This is a genomic window from Ruegeria sp. YTSB088, assembly GCF_059609825.1.
The window spans coordinates 218,770-236,510 of the sequence record NZ_JBXWMM010000005.1 but is presented as its reverse complement, the minus strand read 5'-3'; the positions used below and the strand labels follow the sequence as shown (position 1 = coordinate 236,510).

General features: G+C 56.3%; 15 protein-coding genes. 6 read left to right on the top strand and 9 right to left on the bottom strand.

The genetic code is table 11. The annotated features are described in order from the left end of the window. Window positions 1–34: 34 nt before the first annotated feature. The 3 genes from AC2FFA_RS10365 to AC2FFA_RS10355 form a co-directional block, all read right to left on the bottom strand. Window positions 35–274, bottom strand: coding sequence for a hypothetical protein (locus AC2FFA_RS10365; protein WP_496851601.1), 240 nt, complete (start codon window positions 272–274; stop codon window positions 35–37). A gap of 210 nt (window positions 275–484) precedes the next feature. Further along, window positions 485–1,642 carry an aromatic ring-hydroxylating oxygenase subunit alpha gene (locus tag AC2FFA_RS10360; RefSeq protein ID WP_496851600.1) on the bottom strand — a complete coding sequence of 386 codons (1,158 nt, stop codon included), beginning with the start codon at window positions 1,640–1,642 and terminating at the stop codon, window positions 485–487. 102 nt (window positions 1,643–1,744) lie between these two features. Further along, window positions 1,745–2,650, bottom strand: a complete 906-nt coding sequence (locus AC2FFA_RS10355) for a LysR substrate-binding domain-containing protein (protein WP_117873395.1) — start codon at window positions 2,648–2,650, stop codon at window positions 1,745–1,747. A gap of 141 nt (window positions 2,651–2,791) precedes the next feature. On the opposite strand from AC2FFA_RS10355, the gene AC2FFA_RS10350 reads away from it, so the two are divergent. From AC2FFA_RS10350 to AC2FFA_RS10335, 4 genes are all read left to right on the top strand, one after another. Next, window positions 2,792–3,736 (top strand): PDR/VanB family oxidoreductase, encoded by a 945-nt coding sequence (locus tag AC2FFA_RS10350; protein ID WP_117873393.1) that lies wholly within the window; start codon window positions 2,792–2,794, stop codon window positions 3,734–3,736. Window positions 3,737–4,160: 424 nt separating this feature from the next. Next, the gene (locus tag AC2FFA_RS10345) at window positions 4,161–5,987 is read left to right on the top strand and encodes a BCCT family transporter (RefSeq protein ID WP_496851598.1); all 1,827 of its coding nucleotides are present in this window, start codon (window positions 4,161–4,163) and stop codon (window positions 5,985–5,987) included. Window positions 5,988–6,404: 417 nt separating this feature from the next. After that, window positions 6,405–8,444, top strand: coding sequence for a 4Fe-4S binding protein (locus AC2FFA_RS10340; RefSeq protein WP_496851596.1), 2,040 nt, complete (start codon window positions 6,405–6,407; stop codon window positions 8,442–8,444). After that, window positions 8,441–9,328, top strand: coding sequence for an FAD:protein FMN transferase (locus tag AC2FFA_RS10335; protein ID WP_496851594.1), 888 nt, complete (start codon window positions 8,441–8,443; stop codon window positions 9,326–9,328). Before AC2FFA_RS10340 ends, AC2FFA_RS10335 begins: the two co-directional genes overlap by 4 nt. A gap of 46 nt (window positions 9,329–9,374) precedes the next feature. Here the strand turns inward: AC2FFA_RS10335 and AC2FFA_RS10330 are convergent, their stop codons facing one another. The 6 genes from AC2FFA_RS10330 to pedF all read right to left on the bottom strand — a co-directional run bounded on the left by AC2FFA_RS10330 (window position 9,375) and on the right by pedF (window position 15,405). Then, a complete protein-coding gene (locus AC2FFA_RS10330) occupies window positions 9,375–10,166 on the bottom strand; it encodes an FAD binding domain-containing protein (protein ID WP_496670795.1) in 792 nt (263 codons plus the stop codon). 95 nt (window positions 10,167–10,261) lie between these two features. Next, complete coding sequence (locus AC2FFA_RS10325; RefSeq protein ID WP_496851592.1) at window positions 10,262–12,622, bottom strand: xanthine dehydrogenase family protein molybdopterin-binding subunit; 2,361 nt, start codon at window positions 12,620–12,622, stop codon at window positions 10,262–10,264. A gap of 80 nt (window positions 12,623–12,702) precedes the next feature. Next, on the bottom strand, window positions 12,703–13,185 hold the full coding sequence (locus AC2FFA_RS10320; protein WP_117873381.1) for a (2Fe-2S)-binding protein: 483 nt from the start codon (window positions 13,183–13,185) through the stop codon (window positions 12,703–12,705). 28 nt (window positions 13,186–13,213) lie between these two features. Then, the gene (locus tag AC2FFA_RS10315) at window positions 13,214–13,738 is read right to left on the bottom strand and encodes an SRPBCC family protein (RefSeq protein ID WP_496851590.1); all 525 of its coding nucleotides are present in this window, start codon (window positions 13,736–13,738) and stop codon (window positions 13,214–13,216) included. Between the two features lie 71 nt (window positions 13,739–13,809). After that, window positions 13,810–14,646 carry a substrate-binding periplasmic protein gene (locus AC2FFA_RS10310; RefSeq protein WP_496851588.1) on the bottom strand — a complete coding sequence of 279 codons (837 nt, stop codon included), beginning with the start codon at window positions 14,644–14,646 and terminating at the stop codon, window positions 13,810–13,812. Between the two features lie 78 nt (window positions 14,647–14,724). Then, entirely contained in the window at window positions 14,725–15,405 is a 681-nt protein-coding gene (gene pedF / locus AC2FFA_RS10305) for a cytochrome c-550 PedF (protein WP_117873375.1), read from the bottom strand. A 163-nt stretch (window positions 15,406–15,568) separates the two neighbouring features. Between pedF and AC2FFA_RS10300 the strand changes: the two genes are divergently transcribed. Both AC2FFA_RS10300 and AC2FFA_RS10295 read left to right on the top strand, forming a co-directional pair. Continuing rightward, window positions 15,569–16,732: an ABC transporter substrate-binding protein gene (locus AC2FFA_RS10300; protein ID WP_496851586.1), complete on the top strand. Its 1,164-nt coding sequence runs from the start codon at window positions 15,569–15,571 to the stop codon at window positions 16,730–16,732. Window positions 16,733–16,734: 2 nt separating this feature from the next. Further along, the gene (locus AC2FFA_RS10295) at window positions 16,735–17,697 is read left to right on the top strand and encodes a YVTN family beta-propeller repeat protein (protein ID WP_496851584.1); all 963 of its coding nucleotides are present in this window, start codon (window positions 16,735–16,737) and stop codon (window positions 17,695–17,697) included. The last annotated feature ends 44 nt before the right edge of the window (window positions 17,698–17,741 follow it).

The window sequence follows — 17,741 nt, the reverse complement described above, 5'->3', positions numbered from 1 at the left end:
TTGCCACCGCAATAACCCAGTTATACCGGTTTCATCAGAACGCCAAACGATGGGCGCGACCGCGTTCGTATAGTTTGCAGTTCAGTTCATCCGCTTCGGGGGCTCCGTATTCCAGTGCAAATACGAACGCATGTGTCAGATAGAAACAGGCCGCGTCATGATCCTGACGTTGTTCGGCCTGGCTGGCCGCCTCGTGGTACAGTCGGATCAGCGCCGGCAGATCGCTATCCGCATGGGCCTGCAGCAGTTGGTCATCGAGTTCTTGAAAATCCAAGGTCAGCCTTTCAGCGATATCGCGATGTTTTTGGTGCGCATGTATTTATACAACGCTTTCAGTCCTTTCTCGCGCCTGAAACCGGAATTTCCAACGCCACCAAACAGGGTCGAGAGTTCGCCAGCAAACACTTGCTGTTAGAGATCTGACCCGCCCTCGGCATGTGCGCCACCACCTGGGATCGGGCCAGACTGTACTGTAGAAAGTCGCCTATGCCTCTTCGCGGGCCTGTTCGATCTGCGTTGCCACCCAGTGGTGAAAACAATGCGTTGGACCATCCATCGCAGGCGAGAAGCGGCCGCCGTCGAATTTGACACCATGACGGCCCTTCTGCATGCCCTCAACCACGAACACATCCTCTTCGAAAACGGTTTTCCAAAGCTGCGCGTTCTTTGCGCGCAACGCTTCGTGCTCGGGTGCGTCTTCCGGTTTTTTGGTGTAGTACAGCTCAATTCTCTCATTCGACCTCTCATGGGTGATCGGATCGATGATGAAGGCAAAGCCATGGTCGCGCTGAACACCCAGCAGGGTGTTTGGGTACACGACGATGTATTCCGCACCTTCGTGCCACTGTTCGCTCAGGTTCTGGAAGTCATCCAGTTTCTCGCCGTTCTGACCTTCGAACTGACGATAAACATAAGTGCCCTGACCCGAATACTTGCCCAGTTCATTGATGTTATAGTGGTCTTCTAGGCGCGAATAGCTGTTAAGACCCGGGTGAACCCAAGGCAAGTGATAGCTTTCGCAGAAGTTCTCGACCGCCAGTTTCCAGTTCGACTCCAGCGCCAGCCGGACAGACGCGCCGGCACCGCCATGATACATCGGCTGATCGAAATCTTTCCAGCGTTCCATCAACTCGCCATGGACCTCTTCGAATTCCGGGGCGTTGCCATCCACATTGACGAAGATAACGTCACGCCAGACATAAGAACGAATGCGGATCAGGCCCAGTTCGGCGAAGTCCAGATCTTCATGCGTGTTCCGTCCGGGGCCGCCGACATGCGGCGCAGTGCGCAACTCGCCATTCAGGCCATAGCACCAGCTGTGATAGGGGCAACGGATCGCGCCACGGATTTTCTGCGGCTTGTCGACCAAAATCATTCCACGATGACGACAGGTGTTCTGGAAAACACCGATCTGTCCGTCACGGTCGCGCACCATCAGAAGCGGCGTGCCAAGAAAGTCGATCGGATAGGCATCACCCGCTTCGGGAATGTCCTTGCCGAAACCGATGCCAGACCAGTTCGCAAACAGGACCGCATCCCGTTCCTCGGCGAAGACAGCGGGATCGACATAATGCTCGTTCGGCAGACCCTTGGCGGTGTTTACCGGGGTCAGAACAGACGAAAGCCTTGAATGCTTGTTCATCGGTTGCTCCTGAGTAATTCGGAATGCGTTAAACGTTACCCCATTGGCCGGTCGAGCCAGCTTCATTCAATATCAAAAAACCTAATGACCGATTGAGGTAAACTAAACCGAACTCCCGGACAATTCATCCAGCAACCAGTTTTTCAAGGCCAGGGCACCTTCTGTCAGTTGGTCGTCCGGGCGACCGACGAGATAAAAATTGTTCGGGGCGGGTATGCTGAATTCTTCCAGCGCAACAAGTTTTCCCGAGGTCAACATGGGTTGGATCAAGCGTTTCCACCCCAATGCAAGTCCAGCCCCTTTGCGGGCCAACTGCAACGCCAACGCATAGCTGTTCACGCGCGACTGCACCGGTACAACTCCGGTATATCCAACGTCGTGAAACCAAGATGGCCAGGTGGTCCAGGTGTTGTCCTGCGTTTCAAGGTGGATCAGGCGACGCTCGACCAGATCTTCCAGGCTTGCCCCCTTCAGTTCCAAGGCCATCTCGGGGCTACAGACTGGCGTCAAAGTATCACGGTACAGTTTGGTATGGTTCAGCTGCGAGTTCACGTCACGGCCGTAGCGGATGAAAAAGTCGATATCCGGTCTGTCCGAGAATGGCTTGTCCTGCGCCATCTGGTTCACTTTGACGTACGGATAGTCCTGCCAGAACCGGATGACCGAAGGAGAAAGCCACAATGCCGCCACAGCGGTAGTGGACCCGACCGTCACCGGATTCTCCGAATCACCGCTTCGTATCTTTTCAAGCACTTTCGATATCTGCCGGAACGACGAACCGAGAACTTCGAACAAGTCCTGACCATCCTCGGTCAGTTCCACGCCCCGGTGCTTTCTGACAAACAACGCTGAACCCAATTCGCCTTCCAGCGCTTTTATCTGGTGGCTGACAGCACCCGGCGTAACGGACAGTTCACCTGCAGCTTCTTTGAAGCTGAGGTGCCGGGCAGCGGCCTCAAAGGCCGACAATGTCGTGAGCGGAGGAAGATTGTAGTGGCGTCGTGACATGGCTGCTGCGTTGCTCAAGGGACAGAGGTGAGTTCCATTCATCCGAATGTGAGAAAATTTGCAATTGAAATCTATGTTTTTTTCCTGCTGTTTGCCGTCTGGTACAGGATCGAATTCGATCAAGAACGAACAGGACGTGTGATGGATACACAAGTTGCTCGCCTCGTGCGCAAAACACAGCTGAGCCCGGACACGTCCGATTTTTGCTTTGAGGTCGAAAACGGCCGCTTCACGGGCCTTCAACCCGGGGCACATGTCGATGTTCATCTGGCCGATGATCTGGTGCGGCAGTATTCACTGTGGAGCTGGAGCCAAGACGGTCGCTTGATCAATGTCGCCGTCAAACGTGACGACGCAGGGCGTGGCGGCTCGGTGGCGATGCACGCGTTGCAAGATGGGTCGATGGTCGAAATCGGCGGGCCGCGAAATCACTTCAAACTCGAAAGCCATGATCGGCACGTCACGTTGATTGCAGGCGGCATTGGGGCGACGCCGCTGGTGGCAATGGCGCGGGAATTGATGAACCGAGGGCAGGATTTTCGGGTCTATTACCTGGTACGGTCAAGGGAATATGCCGCGATGGATGCGCAGTTCCGAACGCTTGGATTGGATGAATGGTATCATTTGCACTGCGATGACACCGACGGTCAGTTTGATTTGGCATCGGTCATGCAATCGATGCCGATGGGTGCGGATGTGTATACCTGCGGACCTGAACCGATGCTGAATGCTGTTCTTGAAGCAAGTGCATCCTTGCGCGGCGGTGCAATCCATTTTGAACGATTTGCAGCCGCATCTGATATCGAGCACGACACAAACGCCGAATTCCAGGTCGAAATTCAGTCAACCGGCGCGATCTACCCGGTCGGCAAAGAGGAGACCATTCTCGAAGTATTGCAAAACAACGGCGTGCAGGTCGATTTCGGCTGTTCCGAAGGGTTGTGCGGGTCCTGCATCGTTGACGTGGTGTCCGGAAAAGTCGACCACCGCGACGGAATACTCACACCGCAAGAACAGGAAAGCCACGAGTTCCTGTGCACCTGTGTATCGCGGGCCAAGTCCGAGAAACTGGTCCTGAAGCTATAGACAGTATGATAACCACTGCAATTCATAGCATCGCACTGTTCTCGCTAACATAGAAAACGAGTGAGTTTTATAGTCGTTTCACGTAATCGAAGTGTCGGATTTTCAAATTAGGACACTTAACCCATGCTATAGGTGTTTCGAAGTTGGAAGCCCAATAACCACTTACGACGTTGCGATCATGTTTAAAGACATGCTGACTTATCACTAGGACCAGGGATGTCGGCTGGTAGCGATTAATCGGGAGGAGATCTGCAGTAAGGAACGTAATGGGAGCACGCGTTTTTACTGCAAGCCCACACCTGGGCTGAACACAGCTCATCATCAGTTTGTGCATCGTGCATGATGGTCCACACCGTGCAGCGCGGTGTCTTCCAGCACTATTTTCTAAAGAACAAAAAACGACACTCAAGGAGGAACGCGCGATATGTCGATACCTGAACCTTTCACGGACGTTGAAATAGAAACGGCTAATTCCGGATTCTACGAAAACTACAGCGTCCCAATTGCCCTGATCAGTAAGGCCATCATGGTCGGGCTGGTCCTTTGGGCCCTGGTTTTCCCTGCGAATGCAAACAGCACACTGGGAAGCCTGAACAGCCAGTTGCTTGAAGTCTTCAACAGCTTCTACATCATCATTGTCGGGTTCTTCTTCCTTTTCCTTGCCGTTGTTGCGATCATTCCTTCCACGGGTCGTCGGGTCATGGGAACGCCAGGGGAAAAGCCTGAGTTTTCCAACTTCTCATGGTTTTCTATGATGTTCGGTGCCGGTCTGGGTGTCGGTCTCATGGTCTTTGCGACAGCAGAACCGCTGGGTCTTTGGGGCTCGAATCCGGTTGTCGTTTCTGGTGATGTCGAAGGTAACACGCCCGAAGCACTGCAATCGGCCTACCGTTTCACTTTCCTGCATTATGGCTTCCACGCCTGGGCAATCTACGTGGTGACTGGTCTGTCCCTGGCCTACTACGCTTATACACGCGACATGCCTCTGACGATCCGCTCGGCGTTGACTCCGCTGTTTGGTCGTTTCGTCAACGGCTTTTTCGGCCATGTGGTCGACGTTTTGGGCGTTGTTGCAACGATCCTCGGCGTGTCCGTAACCATCGGTTTTGGCGTCAGCCAGTTCATCGACGGCCTCTATGCCATCACTGGTATCCAGTGGATCATGGATCTGGGCGGAGAGGTGCCGACCCCCAGCAAGGTTGGTCTGATCTCAGGTTTGGTGGTCATCATGTGCCTGTCGATCATTTCTGCTGTTTCCGGTGTCGGCCGTGGTGTTAAGTACCTGTCGAACCTGAACTTGGTGCTGTCGATCATCTTGCTGGGCACTTTCGTGGTCTTCGGTTCGTTTGTCTTTGCCTTGACCACCTACGGAACTGCGATGGTCGATTATATCCTGCAGTTCCTGTCGCTCAGCTTTAATGCCTATGGCCCGCTGTCGGCCGAAGCATTCGCAGCGGCCCTGCCGGCTGAAGCGCAAGCACACGCCGCAGACCTGATGGGGGGCGCAACCAACGCATGGGGCAGTTTTGACGGCTTCAAAAGCGGTCTGGAAGGTGCGGCAGCCGAGTTGGACGAAGCAACCTTGGCCGCGGCATATGCTGCGGGTGAGCAAGGACGTCAGTTTGGCTGGCAGGCAGGCTGGACTACCTTCTACTGGGCATGGTGGATCGCATTCTCGCCCTTCGTGGGTCTGTTTCTGGCGCGCATCTCCAAGGGTCGCAGCGTTCGCGAGTTCATACTGGGCTGCGTGTTCGCACCTGCGCTGGTGTGCTTTGCCTGGATGACCGTTCTGGGCGGCACTGCGATCGATCTGGAACTGGCAGGCGCCGCGGAAGGTGCGATCATCGGTGCATCGAACACCAACAAGCTGTTCGTAACCCTGTCCTACATGATCGACGGTGGGCTGCTGTCCATGCTGAACGTCATGTGCGTGATCCTGATCATGACCTTCCTTGTGACGTCGGCGGACTCGGGCATTCTGGTCATGAACACCATCATGTCGGGTGGTAGCCAGGAAACCGGTGTCAAGCACCGCATCATCTGGGGTGTGATCCTGACGGCAGTGATCGGCGCGCTGATCCTAGCGGCGGGTGAAAACAACCCGATGGACGCGCTGCGCAATGCCATGATCATCGGTGCGCTTCCGTTCACAATGGTGATGGGCCTGATGTGCGTATCGCTGGCCAAAGCGCTGTTCCGCGATAGTCAGCGTGACAAGCACTCTGCCAGCAGCACGCAGGCAGCCGAGTAAGGCATAGGCTTAAGAAAAAACCGGGTCAGGCCGTCCTAACCGGGCGGCCTGTTCTTTTTTTGGCAGAGCGTAGCCTTTGAAGTGAAAAACCCAATATCACCCCGAGGTCGAAGATGTGCTGGACTGAGCTGTGAACCAAGTTCAGCTCTTCATCGGACAGCTGCATATCTGGAACTTTTGTTTGCTCTTGGTGCCGTGGTAACTTTTTTGCAGACCGGGGCCGGTGACACCTGCTAAAGTCGGGTTCTTTCTGCTCGCAACTTTGGCAGGGCTGCGGCAACTAATCGCTTTAACGGCCAGCATTGAATGCAGGGCTGCCCGAGGGTGGCCGCGCAGTCACTTAGGACTTTCGTCGAATGTCCCATTGCAGGACGGAAAGTTAGTCTTTCGACCATGCGCGTGCTCCTGGGAAGTCTGATGCTGCTGTTCAGCAGCCTGGCGGTTTTGGCCGAACCATTGTCGCGTGAAGATATGGAGCCCTACATCCGTGCGCCGTTCTCCTTGGGAGAGGTGTTGAACGAAAACGGCGTCTACAGCCTGCTGAACTCCGGTGGGGCCGAAGCGGGATACGTCTTTGAATCGGAACCTTTAGTACCGCTACCCGGTTTTTCCGGCGCGCCGATCAATATTCTGATCGTGCTGGATCTTGAAGGGCGTTTTCTGGACGTGCAGTTGATCGAACATAACGAGCCGATATTTGTCTCAGGGCTGGGAGAGGCCCCGTTCCATAAATTTTTCGAACAATATGGGGGCCTTTCGATATCGGATTCGATCGTTGTCGGAAACCCGTACGGCGATGCAGCACGCGGATCCTCATTGGTCTATTTGGACGGGGTTACAAAGGCGACAGCAAGTGTGCGGATCGCGCATGAAACCGTCATGGGCGCGGCTTTGGCCGTCGCGCGCGAGAAAATGCAGGGATTGGCAAGTGCACCGCCTGCATTTCCGAATCCAGATTATGAAGAGGAACTCAACTGGCAGGATCTGGTCGGTCAAGGCATCGCGACACGCAAGGTTTACACCAATGCGGAAGTTGACGCTCTGTTCGATGGCACCCTGTGGGAAGACGACGATCCCGAGGCGCAGGACAACCCCGACGACCCTTATCTGGACCTCTGGGTTGTAGATGTGGGTCCGAAGTCCATCGCGCGCGCTGTCTTGTCCCAAGACAGTTATGAAGAGTTACAGCGCTTCATGGAAATCTCGGACAATGACGAACCGATCCTTGTGATCGAATCGGCACGCCATGGTTTGGTCAGCGAAGATTTCGTCCGCAATACATCACCCGACTGGGTTTCGGCAGAACAGGGCGGTTTGCCTGTCGCTCTGCGGGACTCTGATCTGTTGGTCGAGTTGGCCGACGACATACCCGATGGTGTCGCCATGATCTTGCGCACTGACCGGCGCTTGGGCTTCGAACCTTCCCGGGAATGGGTGCTGAAGGTTCTGTCGGTTCGCGAACATGGCATGTTCCAGCCTGAAACTGGTTCTGTCACTTTGGAGGTTGCACACGTCACTCCTGAGAGGTTCTTTGATCGACCGGAGCAGATTGCACCGGCACCGCCCTGGCTTGAAGCGCTGCGAAATCGCCAATCCGATCTGATCATTCTGAGCCTGTTTCTGACTGTTCTGTTGGCCGGTTTGGCACTGCGAATGAATGCTTTGGCCGCCCAGCCACTGTTTACTCCCATACGTCTTGCTGTTCTGGCCTTTGTCACGGTCTTCGTTGGTTGGTGGGGCCAGGGGCAATTGTCGATCGTCACGGTTTTAGGAGCTTTGCGCACTGTCCTGGACGGCGGCAGTTTTACCTTCCTGCTCTATGATCCGTTCTCGTTGCTGATCTGGATGGTGACACTTGCAGGTCTGATCGTATGGGGCAGGGGATTGTTTTGCGGGTGGCTCTGCCCTTTCGGCGCTCTTCAGGAATTCGCGCATCATCTCGGCAAAGCTCTGCGCATACGTCAAATCGAACCGACGCCAAAATGGGACAACCGTTTGAAGTGGCTAAAATACGCGGTTCTGATGGCGTTGCTGGTGGTTGTGCTTGCTGCGCCTGATCAGGTCGACAAAGCGGCAGAGGTTGAGCCATTCAAAACTGCAATCACGACATTCTTTGTCCGGGAATGGTATTACGTCGCCTACGCCGTCTTCTGGCTGGTATTGAGTATGGTTTTGTTCAAGGGCTTTTGCCGATATGTCTGCCCTTTGGGCGCGTTCCTTGCGCTAGGCGGATTGCTTCGCGGCCGCGACTGGATCGAGCGCCGTGCCGAATGCGGGTCACCCTGTCAGCTGTGCAAGGTCAAATGTAAATATGGCGCAATCAAGCAAACCGGTCAAATCCAGTATGATGAGTGTTTTCAGTGTCTCGACTGCGTCGCCATACACGATGACCGCAACCGCTGTGTTCCTCTGATCGTCGCGGCTCGTCGTCGCACAAGAGAGGTCGCTGCCGAATGATCAATCGCCGCCGCTTCCTGGCCATTTCTGCTGCTTCATTGGCATCTCCATCTCATGCGCTGCCTACCCGTTGGCGGGGCTACGCCATGGGGGCCGATATCGGTCTGACACTGGATGCCGACCCTGTGGAGGCAAAACACGCCATTGCCAGTCTGCGATCCATTTTGGAAAAATGCGAAACGTTGTTCAGCCTGTACCGCCCGGACTCCGCCCTATCTGAACTCAACCGAACAGGGCATCTCAAAAGCCCCGATCCCGCTTTCGTGTCTCTCTTGCAAGCGTGCAATGCGGCTTACGACCTCACGAATGGTCGCTTTGATCCGACGGTTCAGCCACTTTGGCAAGCGACTTCAGTGAAAGAAGTTCAAAACGCTCGAGCGCTGATTGGATGGGATCGCGTACGTCTATCCAAGAACCGAGTGCAGCTGGGTCAAGGTCAAGCGCTTACCCTGAATGGAATCGCTCAAGGTTTCGCCACCGATCTGGTCGTACACGCCTTGCGCAAGGCCGGGTGGGAAAAGGTCCTGGTCAATATCGGAGAGTATTTTGCAAGTGGTCGTCAGTGGCTGCTGGGCGTCTCGGATCCAGTGCACGGGCTTGTCGAAGTAGCGCATTTGAAAGACCGCGCCATCGCTACGTCCAGTCCCGGCGTCATGCTCCTGCGGTCTGGAGGCGCTCACATCATCGACCCGATGGGCGAATACGCACCGCTTTGGTCAACGGTCAGTATCCAGGCGCCGGATGCTGCGGCAGCAGATGCGCTTTCAACAGCATTCTGTTACGCCTCAGAGTCTGAAATTGCAGCGACCCTCGCGCGAGCAGCCGGCGATTACATCGCGATCTGTGTTCGCCCCAGTGGAAAAGTGGTCACGCTGCAAGGATAAAAAGCCCCGGATTACACCGAGGCTTTTCGAGTTCTTTGAGAGTGGATTATAGGCAGTCTGCAACCGCGCGTTTGGTCAGGACCGAAACGAGATGTGCTCGGTATTCTTTGCTCCCATGCAGATCCGCAATCATGTTTGCTGGGTTCACGCGCAGGTCCATAAGGGCATCAGGGCGAAATTCTTTGTTCAGCGCCTGTTCAGCCTCGGACCACCGGAAAACTCCGTCCTCGCTCGCGCCGGTTACAGCGACGCGTACTCCGTCTGCGAAGCGGGCCAGGTAGACCCCGACAAGCGCAAAACGCGACGCCGGCTGCAGGAACTTTTGATAGCTCGCCGCTTGCGGTACCGGGAAACGGATCGACGTGATGATCTCTCCTTCATCCAGCGCTGTCGTGAACATTCCCTGGAAATAGTCATCGGCTGCGATCTGGCGTGTATTGGTCACAACAGTTGCCCCTGATCCCAACACGCCTGCAGGATAACAGGCCGCAGGGTCATTGTTGGCAACCGAACCGCCAATGGTCCCGCGATTGCGCACCGCCGGATCGCCAATCTGACCGGCCAGCGCGGCAAGCGCAGGATGCACTCCTGCAGCCTCGCGGGCCACCACGGCGTGCGATGTCGCCCCACCGATCGACACCGATCCATCATCCTCGACGCAAACGCCTTGCATCTCGGGAATTCCGCTCATCGACACCAACTTGGAGGGGGCCGCCAACCGTTGCTTCAACGTGGGGATCAGCGTCTGTCCGCCTCCCAACGCCTGCGCATCTTCGGCCGTCAGTGCGGCAACCGCATCAGCAATGGTCGAGGGTTTCTCAAACTCGAAACTGTACATTTCGTTTTTCCTTTCCGAAAGGCGCGGATCCGCCCTTCATCTGGCTAAAAATATCTCGGGGGTCCGGGGGCTGGCCCCCGGTCCGCCCTCTCCTCTTAGCTGTTCATCACTGCCCAGACGCGCGACGGGCTCACCGGCATGTCGATATGGTCCACCGCCTTGCCACCAGAGTTCAGCGCATCCAGAACCGCGTTTACCACCGCAGGGGGTGAGCCAATTGCGCCGGCTTCGCCACAGCCCTTCACGCCCAAGGGATTGTGCGTACATGGCGTCTGGCTTGAATGATCCACACCGTAGAATGGCACATCATCAGCGCGCGGCATCGCGTAGTCCATGAAGGACGCGCTCAGAAGTTGGCCATTCTCGTCATAGGCGCAGTTCTCAAGAAGCGCCTGGCCAATTCCCTGACCAATGCCACCATGCACCTGACCGTCCACAATCATCGGATTGACGATGTTGCCGAAGTCATCAGCGGCAGTGAAGGCCTCGATGCTGACCTGCCCGGTCTCGGGATCAACCTCGACCTCACAGGCATAAGCTCCGGATGGGAACGTAAAGTTGGCCGGGTCATAGAACGCGGTCTCTTCCAGCCCCGGCTCAACCTCCAGCGGATAGTTGTGCGGGACGTAAGCCGTCAGGGTCACATCGCCCCAGGCCACTGATTTATCAGTACCCGCAACGCTGAACTGACCGTCCTTCAGCTCGATATCTGCCTCGGACGCTTCCAGCAGGTGGGCGGCGATCTTTTTGGCCTTGTCGATCACCTTTTCGGTCGCCTTGACCATCGCCGAACCACAAACCGCGAGCGAACGCGAGCCATAGGTGCCCATGCCAAACGGAATCTTGGACGTATCGCCATGCACGATCTCGACCATCGATTCGTCGATGCCGATCATGTCTGCCACAACCTGCGGGAAGGCCGTCTCATGGCCCTGACCGTGGCTGTGCGCGCCGACCATGACGCTGATCGAACCGGTGGCGTTCACCCGAACGGTCGCGGCATCATAAAGACCCGCCCGGGCCCCCAGCATGCCGACGATGTTCGACGGCGCAATGCCGCAAGCCTCGATATAGCAGTTGATGCCCAGTCCCCGAAGCTTGCCCTTGGCTTCGCTTTGCGCCCGTCGCGCTGCAAAACCTGCCAGATCGGCGGCGGCCTCAAGCTTGTCCATCGTTCCGTTGTAATCCCCGGTGTCGTAGGTCAGCGCTACCGGCGTGTCGTAGGGGAACTGAGTGATGAAGTTCTGCCGGCGCAGAGCGATCGGATCGACACCCAGTTCGCGTGCGGCTTTATCGACCACTCGCTCCAGCTGGTACGTCGCCTCGGGGCGGCCTGCACCGCGATAGGCGTCCACCGGCACCGTGTTGGTAAACATCGCCTTCACGTTCACCTGAATGACCGGCGTCTTGTAGTTTCCTGCCATCAGCGTGCCGTGCAGCCAGGTCGGAACCGAACTGGAGAATGTCGACAGGTATGCACCCAGATTGGCGTATGTGTTGGTGCGCAGCCCTACGAAATTGTTGTCGGCATCCAGTGCCAGCTCGATCTTGCTGACATGGTCACGGCCATGGGCATCGGACATGAACGCCTCGGACCGGCTCGATGTCCATTTGACCGGGCGATTGCAGGCCTTGGCAGCGAAGGTGCAGAATGCCTCTTCCGCATAGTGGAAGATCTTGGTGCCAAAGCCACCGCCCACATCCGGGGCCACCACGCGTACCTTGTGCTCGGGCAGGCCCAGAACAAAGGCGCACATCAGCAGGCGGATCACATGCGGGTTCTGCGACGTGGTGAACAGCGTGTACTCATCCGTGCCGCGTTTGTATTCGCCTACGGCGACGCGCGGTTCCATCGGGTTGGCAACCAACCGGTTGTTTACCAGATCCAGAGTGGTGACGTGGGCCGCGTTGGCAAACACCTCGTTCACCTTGGCGTCGTCCGCTTCACCCAGCTGCCAGTCATAGCAGACATTGTTCTTCAGATCGTCATGAACCAGCGTTGCGCCATCCTGCGCGGCTGCCTTCATGTTGATCACCGCAGGCAGTTCTTCGATGTCGACATCGATTGCCTCAGCCGCGTCGCGTGCCTGTTCCAGACTGTCGGCCACAACGGCAGCAACGGGATCACCCACATGGCGCACTTTACCTTGCGCCAGAATGGGGTGCGGCGGCTCCTGCATGGGCGCGCCGTGCTTGTCGGTGACTTCCCAGCCGCAGGGCATCCCACCCACGCCTTCAAAGTCTTTACCGGTGAAAACCTTGACCACGCCCGGCATCCCTTCGGCTGCCGATGTATCCAGGGATTTGATACGGCCATGTGCGATGTCGGACCGCAGAAAATGTACATAGGCCTGGCCATGTACGTTGATGTCGTCGGTGTAATTGCCTGCTCCGGTCAGAAAGCGTACGTCTTCACGCCGCTTGGAACTGGCTCCGATGCCACTGTCTTTGGGCATTGCTTGTTCTCCTCCCATAAACGGATGCTGTAGCATCCCTTACTCATCCCACGGGCGTAACGATCACGCCCGCAGCGGCATCATTCTGCAGCTATGCTGCCAACGTCCTGACCGGATGCGGCCATGATTGCTTTGACGATGTTATGGTACCCTGTGCAGCGGCACAGATTGCCTTCCAGATACTTCCGGATTTCGGCCTCGGTCGGGCGTGGGTTCTCTTTCAGCAGCGCTGCCGCACTCATCACCATGCCCGGCGTGCAGAATCCGCACTGAAGGCCGTGGTGATCCTGAAAGGCCTGTTGGATAACGTTCAGCGAACCATCCGGCGATGCCTGACCTTCAATAGTTCCGACATCAGCGCCATCTGCTTCAGCAGCCAGCATGTTGCACGACTTCACCGCCTCGCCATTCACATGTACCACGCATGCGCCACACTGCGCGGTGTCGCATCCTACATGCGTCCCCGTCAAAGACAGATGATCGCGCAGAAAACCGGACAGCAATGTCCGGCCTTCGACTTCTCCGCTCACAGCTTTGCCGTTCACGGTCATGGAAATCTTCATGACTTTCTCCTCCCTGAATCCCAAAGGTTCAACCGCCTAACACGCGCTTGAACCAACCTTTCTTTTCTTCCCCGGCCTCTTCCTCATCCGAGGGTTCGGGCTCGGGTGCATCCTGAGGTTCGACCGCATTCTGGAAGTTCTCAAAGAACTGGTCGGCCATTTTTCTGGCAACCCCATCAATGACTCGCCCCCCCAACTGAGCCAGTTTACCGCCGACGCGCGCATCAACCTTGTAGGTCAGCAGCGTACCTTTCGGGACATCCGACAACGTGACGTCGGCCGCGCCCTTGGCAAATCCGGCGGCTCCTCCCTTACCTTCACCCGATAACTTCACGCTTTCAAGCGCCACGAGATCAGAAAGGGTCACAGAGCCTTTGAACGTCGCTTTGACCGGGCCTACTTTTTGCACGACGGTGGCCTCGAACCCGTCTTCGACCGAGCCTGTCATCTCCTGACATCCCGGCACGCATTCTTTCAGAACCTCTGCCGACAAAAGCGAGTCCCAGACCTTGGATCGCGGCGCGGCGATGACGCGGCTGTCACTAAGTTCCATTTCACTTCTCCCAGTAATTTTTGTTACGCTACGCGGTGTTCACCGCCATGCCTATAAGACCTTGGGTGTAGTCACCGCAGCGCCGGGGGCAAATGCGTAAGACCATGACGTTCGAAGATTTCGGCGATGCGCCCGTCCTGCAACGCTGCATTGATGGCATCATCAACAGCATAGCTGAGACCGCGGTAAGCGAAATGAACTGCCACACCGCTGGTCCATGAGCTGACTGCGAAGCCGGGCAGGGGTGGAGCATGGATGTCCAGCGCCGGGGTCAGTCCGGCTTCAAGTTGGGCACGCGGTCCCATGGCCGCCATTGTCTCGCCGCCGGCAAGCGCCTGCATTGCCTCAGCAGCGGTGGGATATCTGTGCAAGTTTTGGGCCAATTGACCGCCAGGAAATGCCGACAAATAGAAATCAGCAATCGAATCATTCTCTACTGCGACGGTGTCGAACCGGAAAAAAGCAGGAACTGGCGGGTCGTCTGGATAGGCATCGCGGCTATATGCGATGGCGATTTCCTCGTCATGGTATTGCCCGGTGAAAACCACCTGTTCGACCCGGCAGGCGAATTCGCTGTCATACGGAACGTGCAACATCACATTTGCGACCCGCCCATTGATCAGGGGTCCCTTCCAGATCCAGTTGCGTAGGTCGGCCTCAAGGTTTTCTCCGGCAGCCACCAGATTGAAACGCGCTTCAACATCCAGCTCCTCGGCAATCAACCTGCCTATGTCGATGTCCACGCCCTGTATCTTGCCGTCCTTCTCATAGGACCATGGTGGGAAATCGTCATAGGCGGCGAATTCGATATAGCCACGCTCGACAATGGTATCGAGATCGGCGCCAACGATATCCCGGCTGGCGTTTTGTGGTTTGGGTTGAGGCACATGATCCTCGCATCTGGCCATAGCCATCCCGGTTGAAAGGGTGGCAGCCAACAGGGAGAGAAAAAGTGAGCGCCCGATCATGTGCCTCAGTCTGCCGCCCTATTGCGCGGCAGACAATCCAATTGTCAGTTGTTCTGCTGCTTCCGCGAAATCAGGACTGTCGCCCGAGATCAGAACAGCGGCACGGAAGGCCACGCTGTCAGCCACAGGGGCACCCGATCCTGTTTCTATGGTGCTTGCAATCTCGTTGAGCTCAGACTGAAGGGCAGCGGCATCGCCTTCACCGCCATCGGCCATAGAGGCCAGCAGGTCGCGGATTTCCTTCAGGCGGTCACTATGATCGTCCAGCGCGCCGTCATCGGGTCGCGTTTCGATATAGGTGCGAATGGCCCAGGCGGCCTTTTGCCCCAATAACTCTCCGAAGGCCGGCATCTTAGTGATCCCGTTCTGAGTATACCCTTCGCGGAACCGCTCCATATACCATTCGTCGCCGTATTCTTCAGCCTCGAGGTAGCGCAGATCAGGTGCCAAACCGCCGGAAACCACGCCCAACCCATGGCAGCGCGCGCAGTTTTGATTGTATCCGGAATCGCCTATTTCGATGGCGGCTTGCCAAACGTCCTCACCCTGATCGCGATAGGGGTTTTCGATCAACCATTCCTCACCCACATCCGGTAAGGCATCTGTATTCACAGGTTGCGGGGCGACATCTCCGTGCGCAAACGCCATACCGCCTGCGGTCAGGGCAGCCAGCGCTGTGTTAAAAAAAACAAGACGCATCGTCTCCTCCTTCTGATGCTTACCCCGGTCATAGCCCAGGGACAAACGCCATGAAATTCGACCTTGGTTGCAGATGAGCCAATGCTTGCGACTAAGGTCGAATGGCATGCCACCCAAGGACCCATTTTAGTGGAGCAGCACCGGAGGAGGAGCAAACACGGCCATGTTTTTTCGCGTCTTTGCAACTCTTGTTTTGTTACCAATGGTGACCGCGGCTGAGGTTGCCGTGTCTGTTGTTTACCTGCAGCAACAGGTTGAGCGTCCACCGGTTTTGTCCAACCTTGATCAAATACCCGAAGACCTTGGTGCGGCAGGTGCGGAACTGGCACTGACAGACAATCTGACGACGGCCAAGTTTCTGGGTCACAAATACGAACTGACAGTTATGACGGTCCCTCAAGACGGTGATTGGCTGGCCGCAGCGCGCCAGGCCCTATCCCAGACAGACTTCTTGATTTTGGACGCTCCGGCGCGGGCGCAACTGGCTGTGGCTGACCTTCCGGAGGCTGCCGAAGCCATCTTGTTCAACGCGTCAGCACCTGATCGCGACTTAAGAGATACCACCTGCCGCGCCAACCTGCTGCACACTATGCCGTCTGACGCGATGCGCACGGACGCACTGGCACAGTTTTTGGTCAAAAGACGCTGGGACGATCTGGTTCTGATCACCGGAGAGCACGTGTCGGACGTGGCCTTTGCAGACGCCTTCAGACAGTCGTTGACCAAGTTCGGACTGGAACTTCGTGCAGAAAAGACCTGGCGTTTTGATGCTGACCTGAGACGTAATGCGGCCCAGGAAGTTCCAGTTTTTACTCAGGATTTCGGGGATTACGATGTCTTGCTGGTAGCTGATGAACTGAACGACTTTGCCCGTTACATACCGTTCAACACGTGGGAACCAAGACCGGTTGCAGGTTCGGAAGGGTTGCGACCGGTGACGTGGTCGCCCGTGGTCGAGCAATGGGGGGCGGTTCAGTTGCAGAGCCGGTTCGCCGATCAAACAGGACGACCGATGAGGTCAATCGACTACTCGGCATGGGCTGCGTTTCGGTCATTGGGCGAGGCCGTGACCCGAACACAATCTGGCGATCCTGCTGTTCTGCGGGAATACATTCTGTCGGATAGATTTGAATTGGCGGGTTTCAAGGGCCGGGCGATGAACTTTCGTGCCTGGAATGGCCAGTTGCGCCAACCAATCCCTTTGGTGACAGAACGGGCTGTCGTGGCCCTCGCACCGCTCGAGGGTTTCCTGCATCAACGAACGGAACTGGATACGCTTGGCATTGATGAGCCCGAAAGCCAGTGCACGGCCTTTAAGGAGGAATGAAGATGAAGGTAGCCACCCTTTTGGCTGCAACAGCATTTTGCGCTCCGGCAGCCGCAGATGAAATCTGGGTAAGCAACGAAAAAGACGACACGCTCAGTGTGATCGACATCGAAACGTTTGAAGTGATCCGCACCCTTGAAACCGGTGAACGGCCACGAGGGATCACGTTTTCCAAGGACTACTCCGTTCTTTACATCTGTGCGTCAGACAGCGATTCGGTGCAGGTAATGGACCCCGAAACCGGAGAAATCCTTCATGATCTGCCGTCGGGCGAAGACCCTGAACAGTTCGTTTTGCATCCCAATGATCAGCATCTGTACATAGCCAACGAAGATGACGCGATCACAACTGTCGTCGATACGGTGTCGCGGAGCGTGATTGCCCAGATTGACGTGGGCATCGAACCTGAAGGAATGGCGGTTTCACCCGATGGAAAGATCGCCATCACCACGTCCGAAACCACCAATATGGCTCATTGGATTGATACCGAAACACAGGAGTTGTTCGCCAACACTCTGGTCGACTCACGCCCTCGCCACGCTGAATTCGTCAAAGATGGAACCGAGCTTTGGGTCAGCTCTGAAATCGGCGGTACAATCACTGTTTTTGATGTGGCGACACAGGCCGAGAAGGCCAAAATCGAGTTCAAGGTGGATGGTGTCCACCCTGATCGGGTCCAGCCAGTGGGCTTTGAATTATCGAACGGGGATGAAACCGCCTTTGTTGCTCTGGGTCCGTCGAACCACGTGGCTGCCGTTAACGCGGAAACTTTCGAGGTCGAAGATTACGTCCTGGTCGGGCGCCGCGTCTGGCACATGGAATTCAACGCGGACAAGTCGCTTTTGTTCACCACAAACGGCGTGTCCGGGGATGTCACCGTTATAGACGTCGCCAAACGTGAACCCATCAAAACGATCAAGGTCGGGCGCTTCCCTTGGGGTGCAGCTTTCCGCCCGACGAATTAAGCACTTTCAGGAGACCCGAAAACGAATCATTTTGCCCGCTCAAT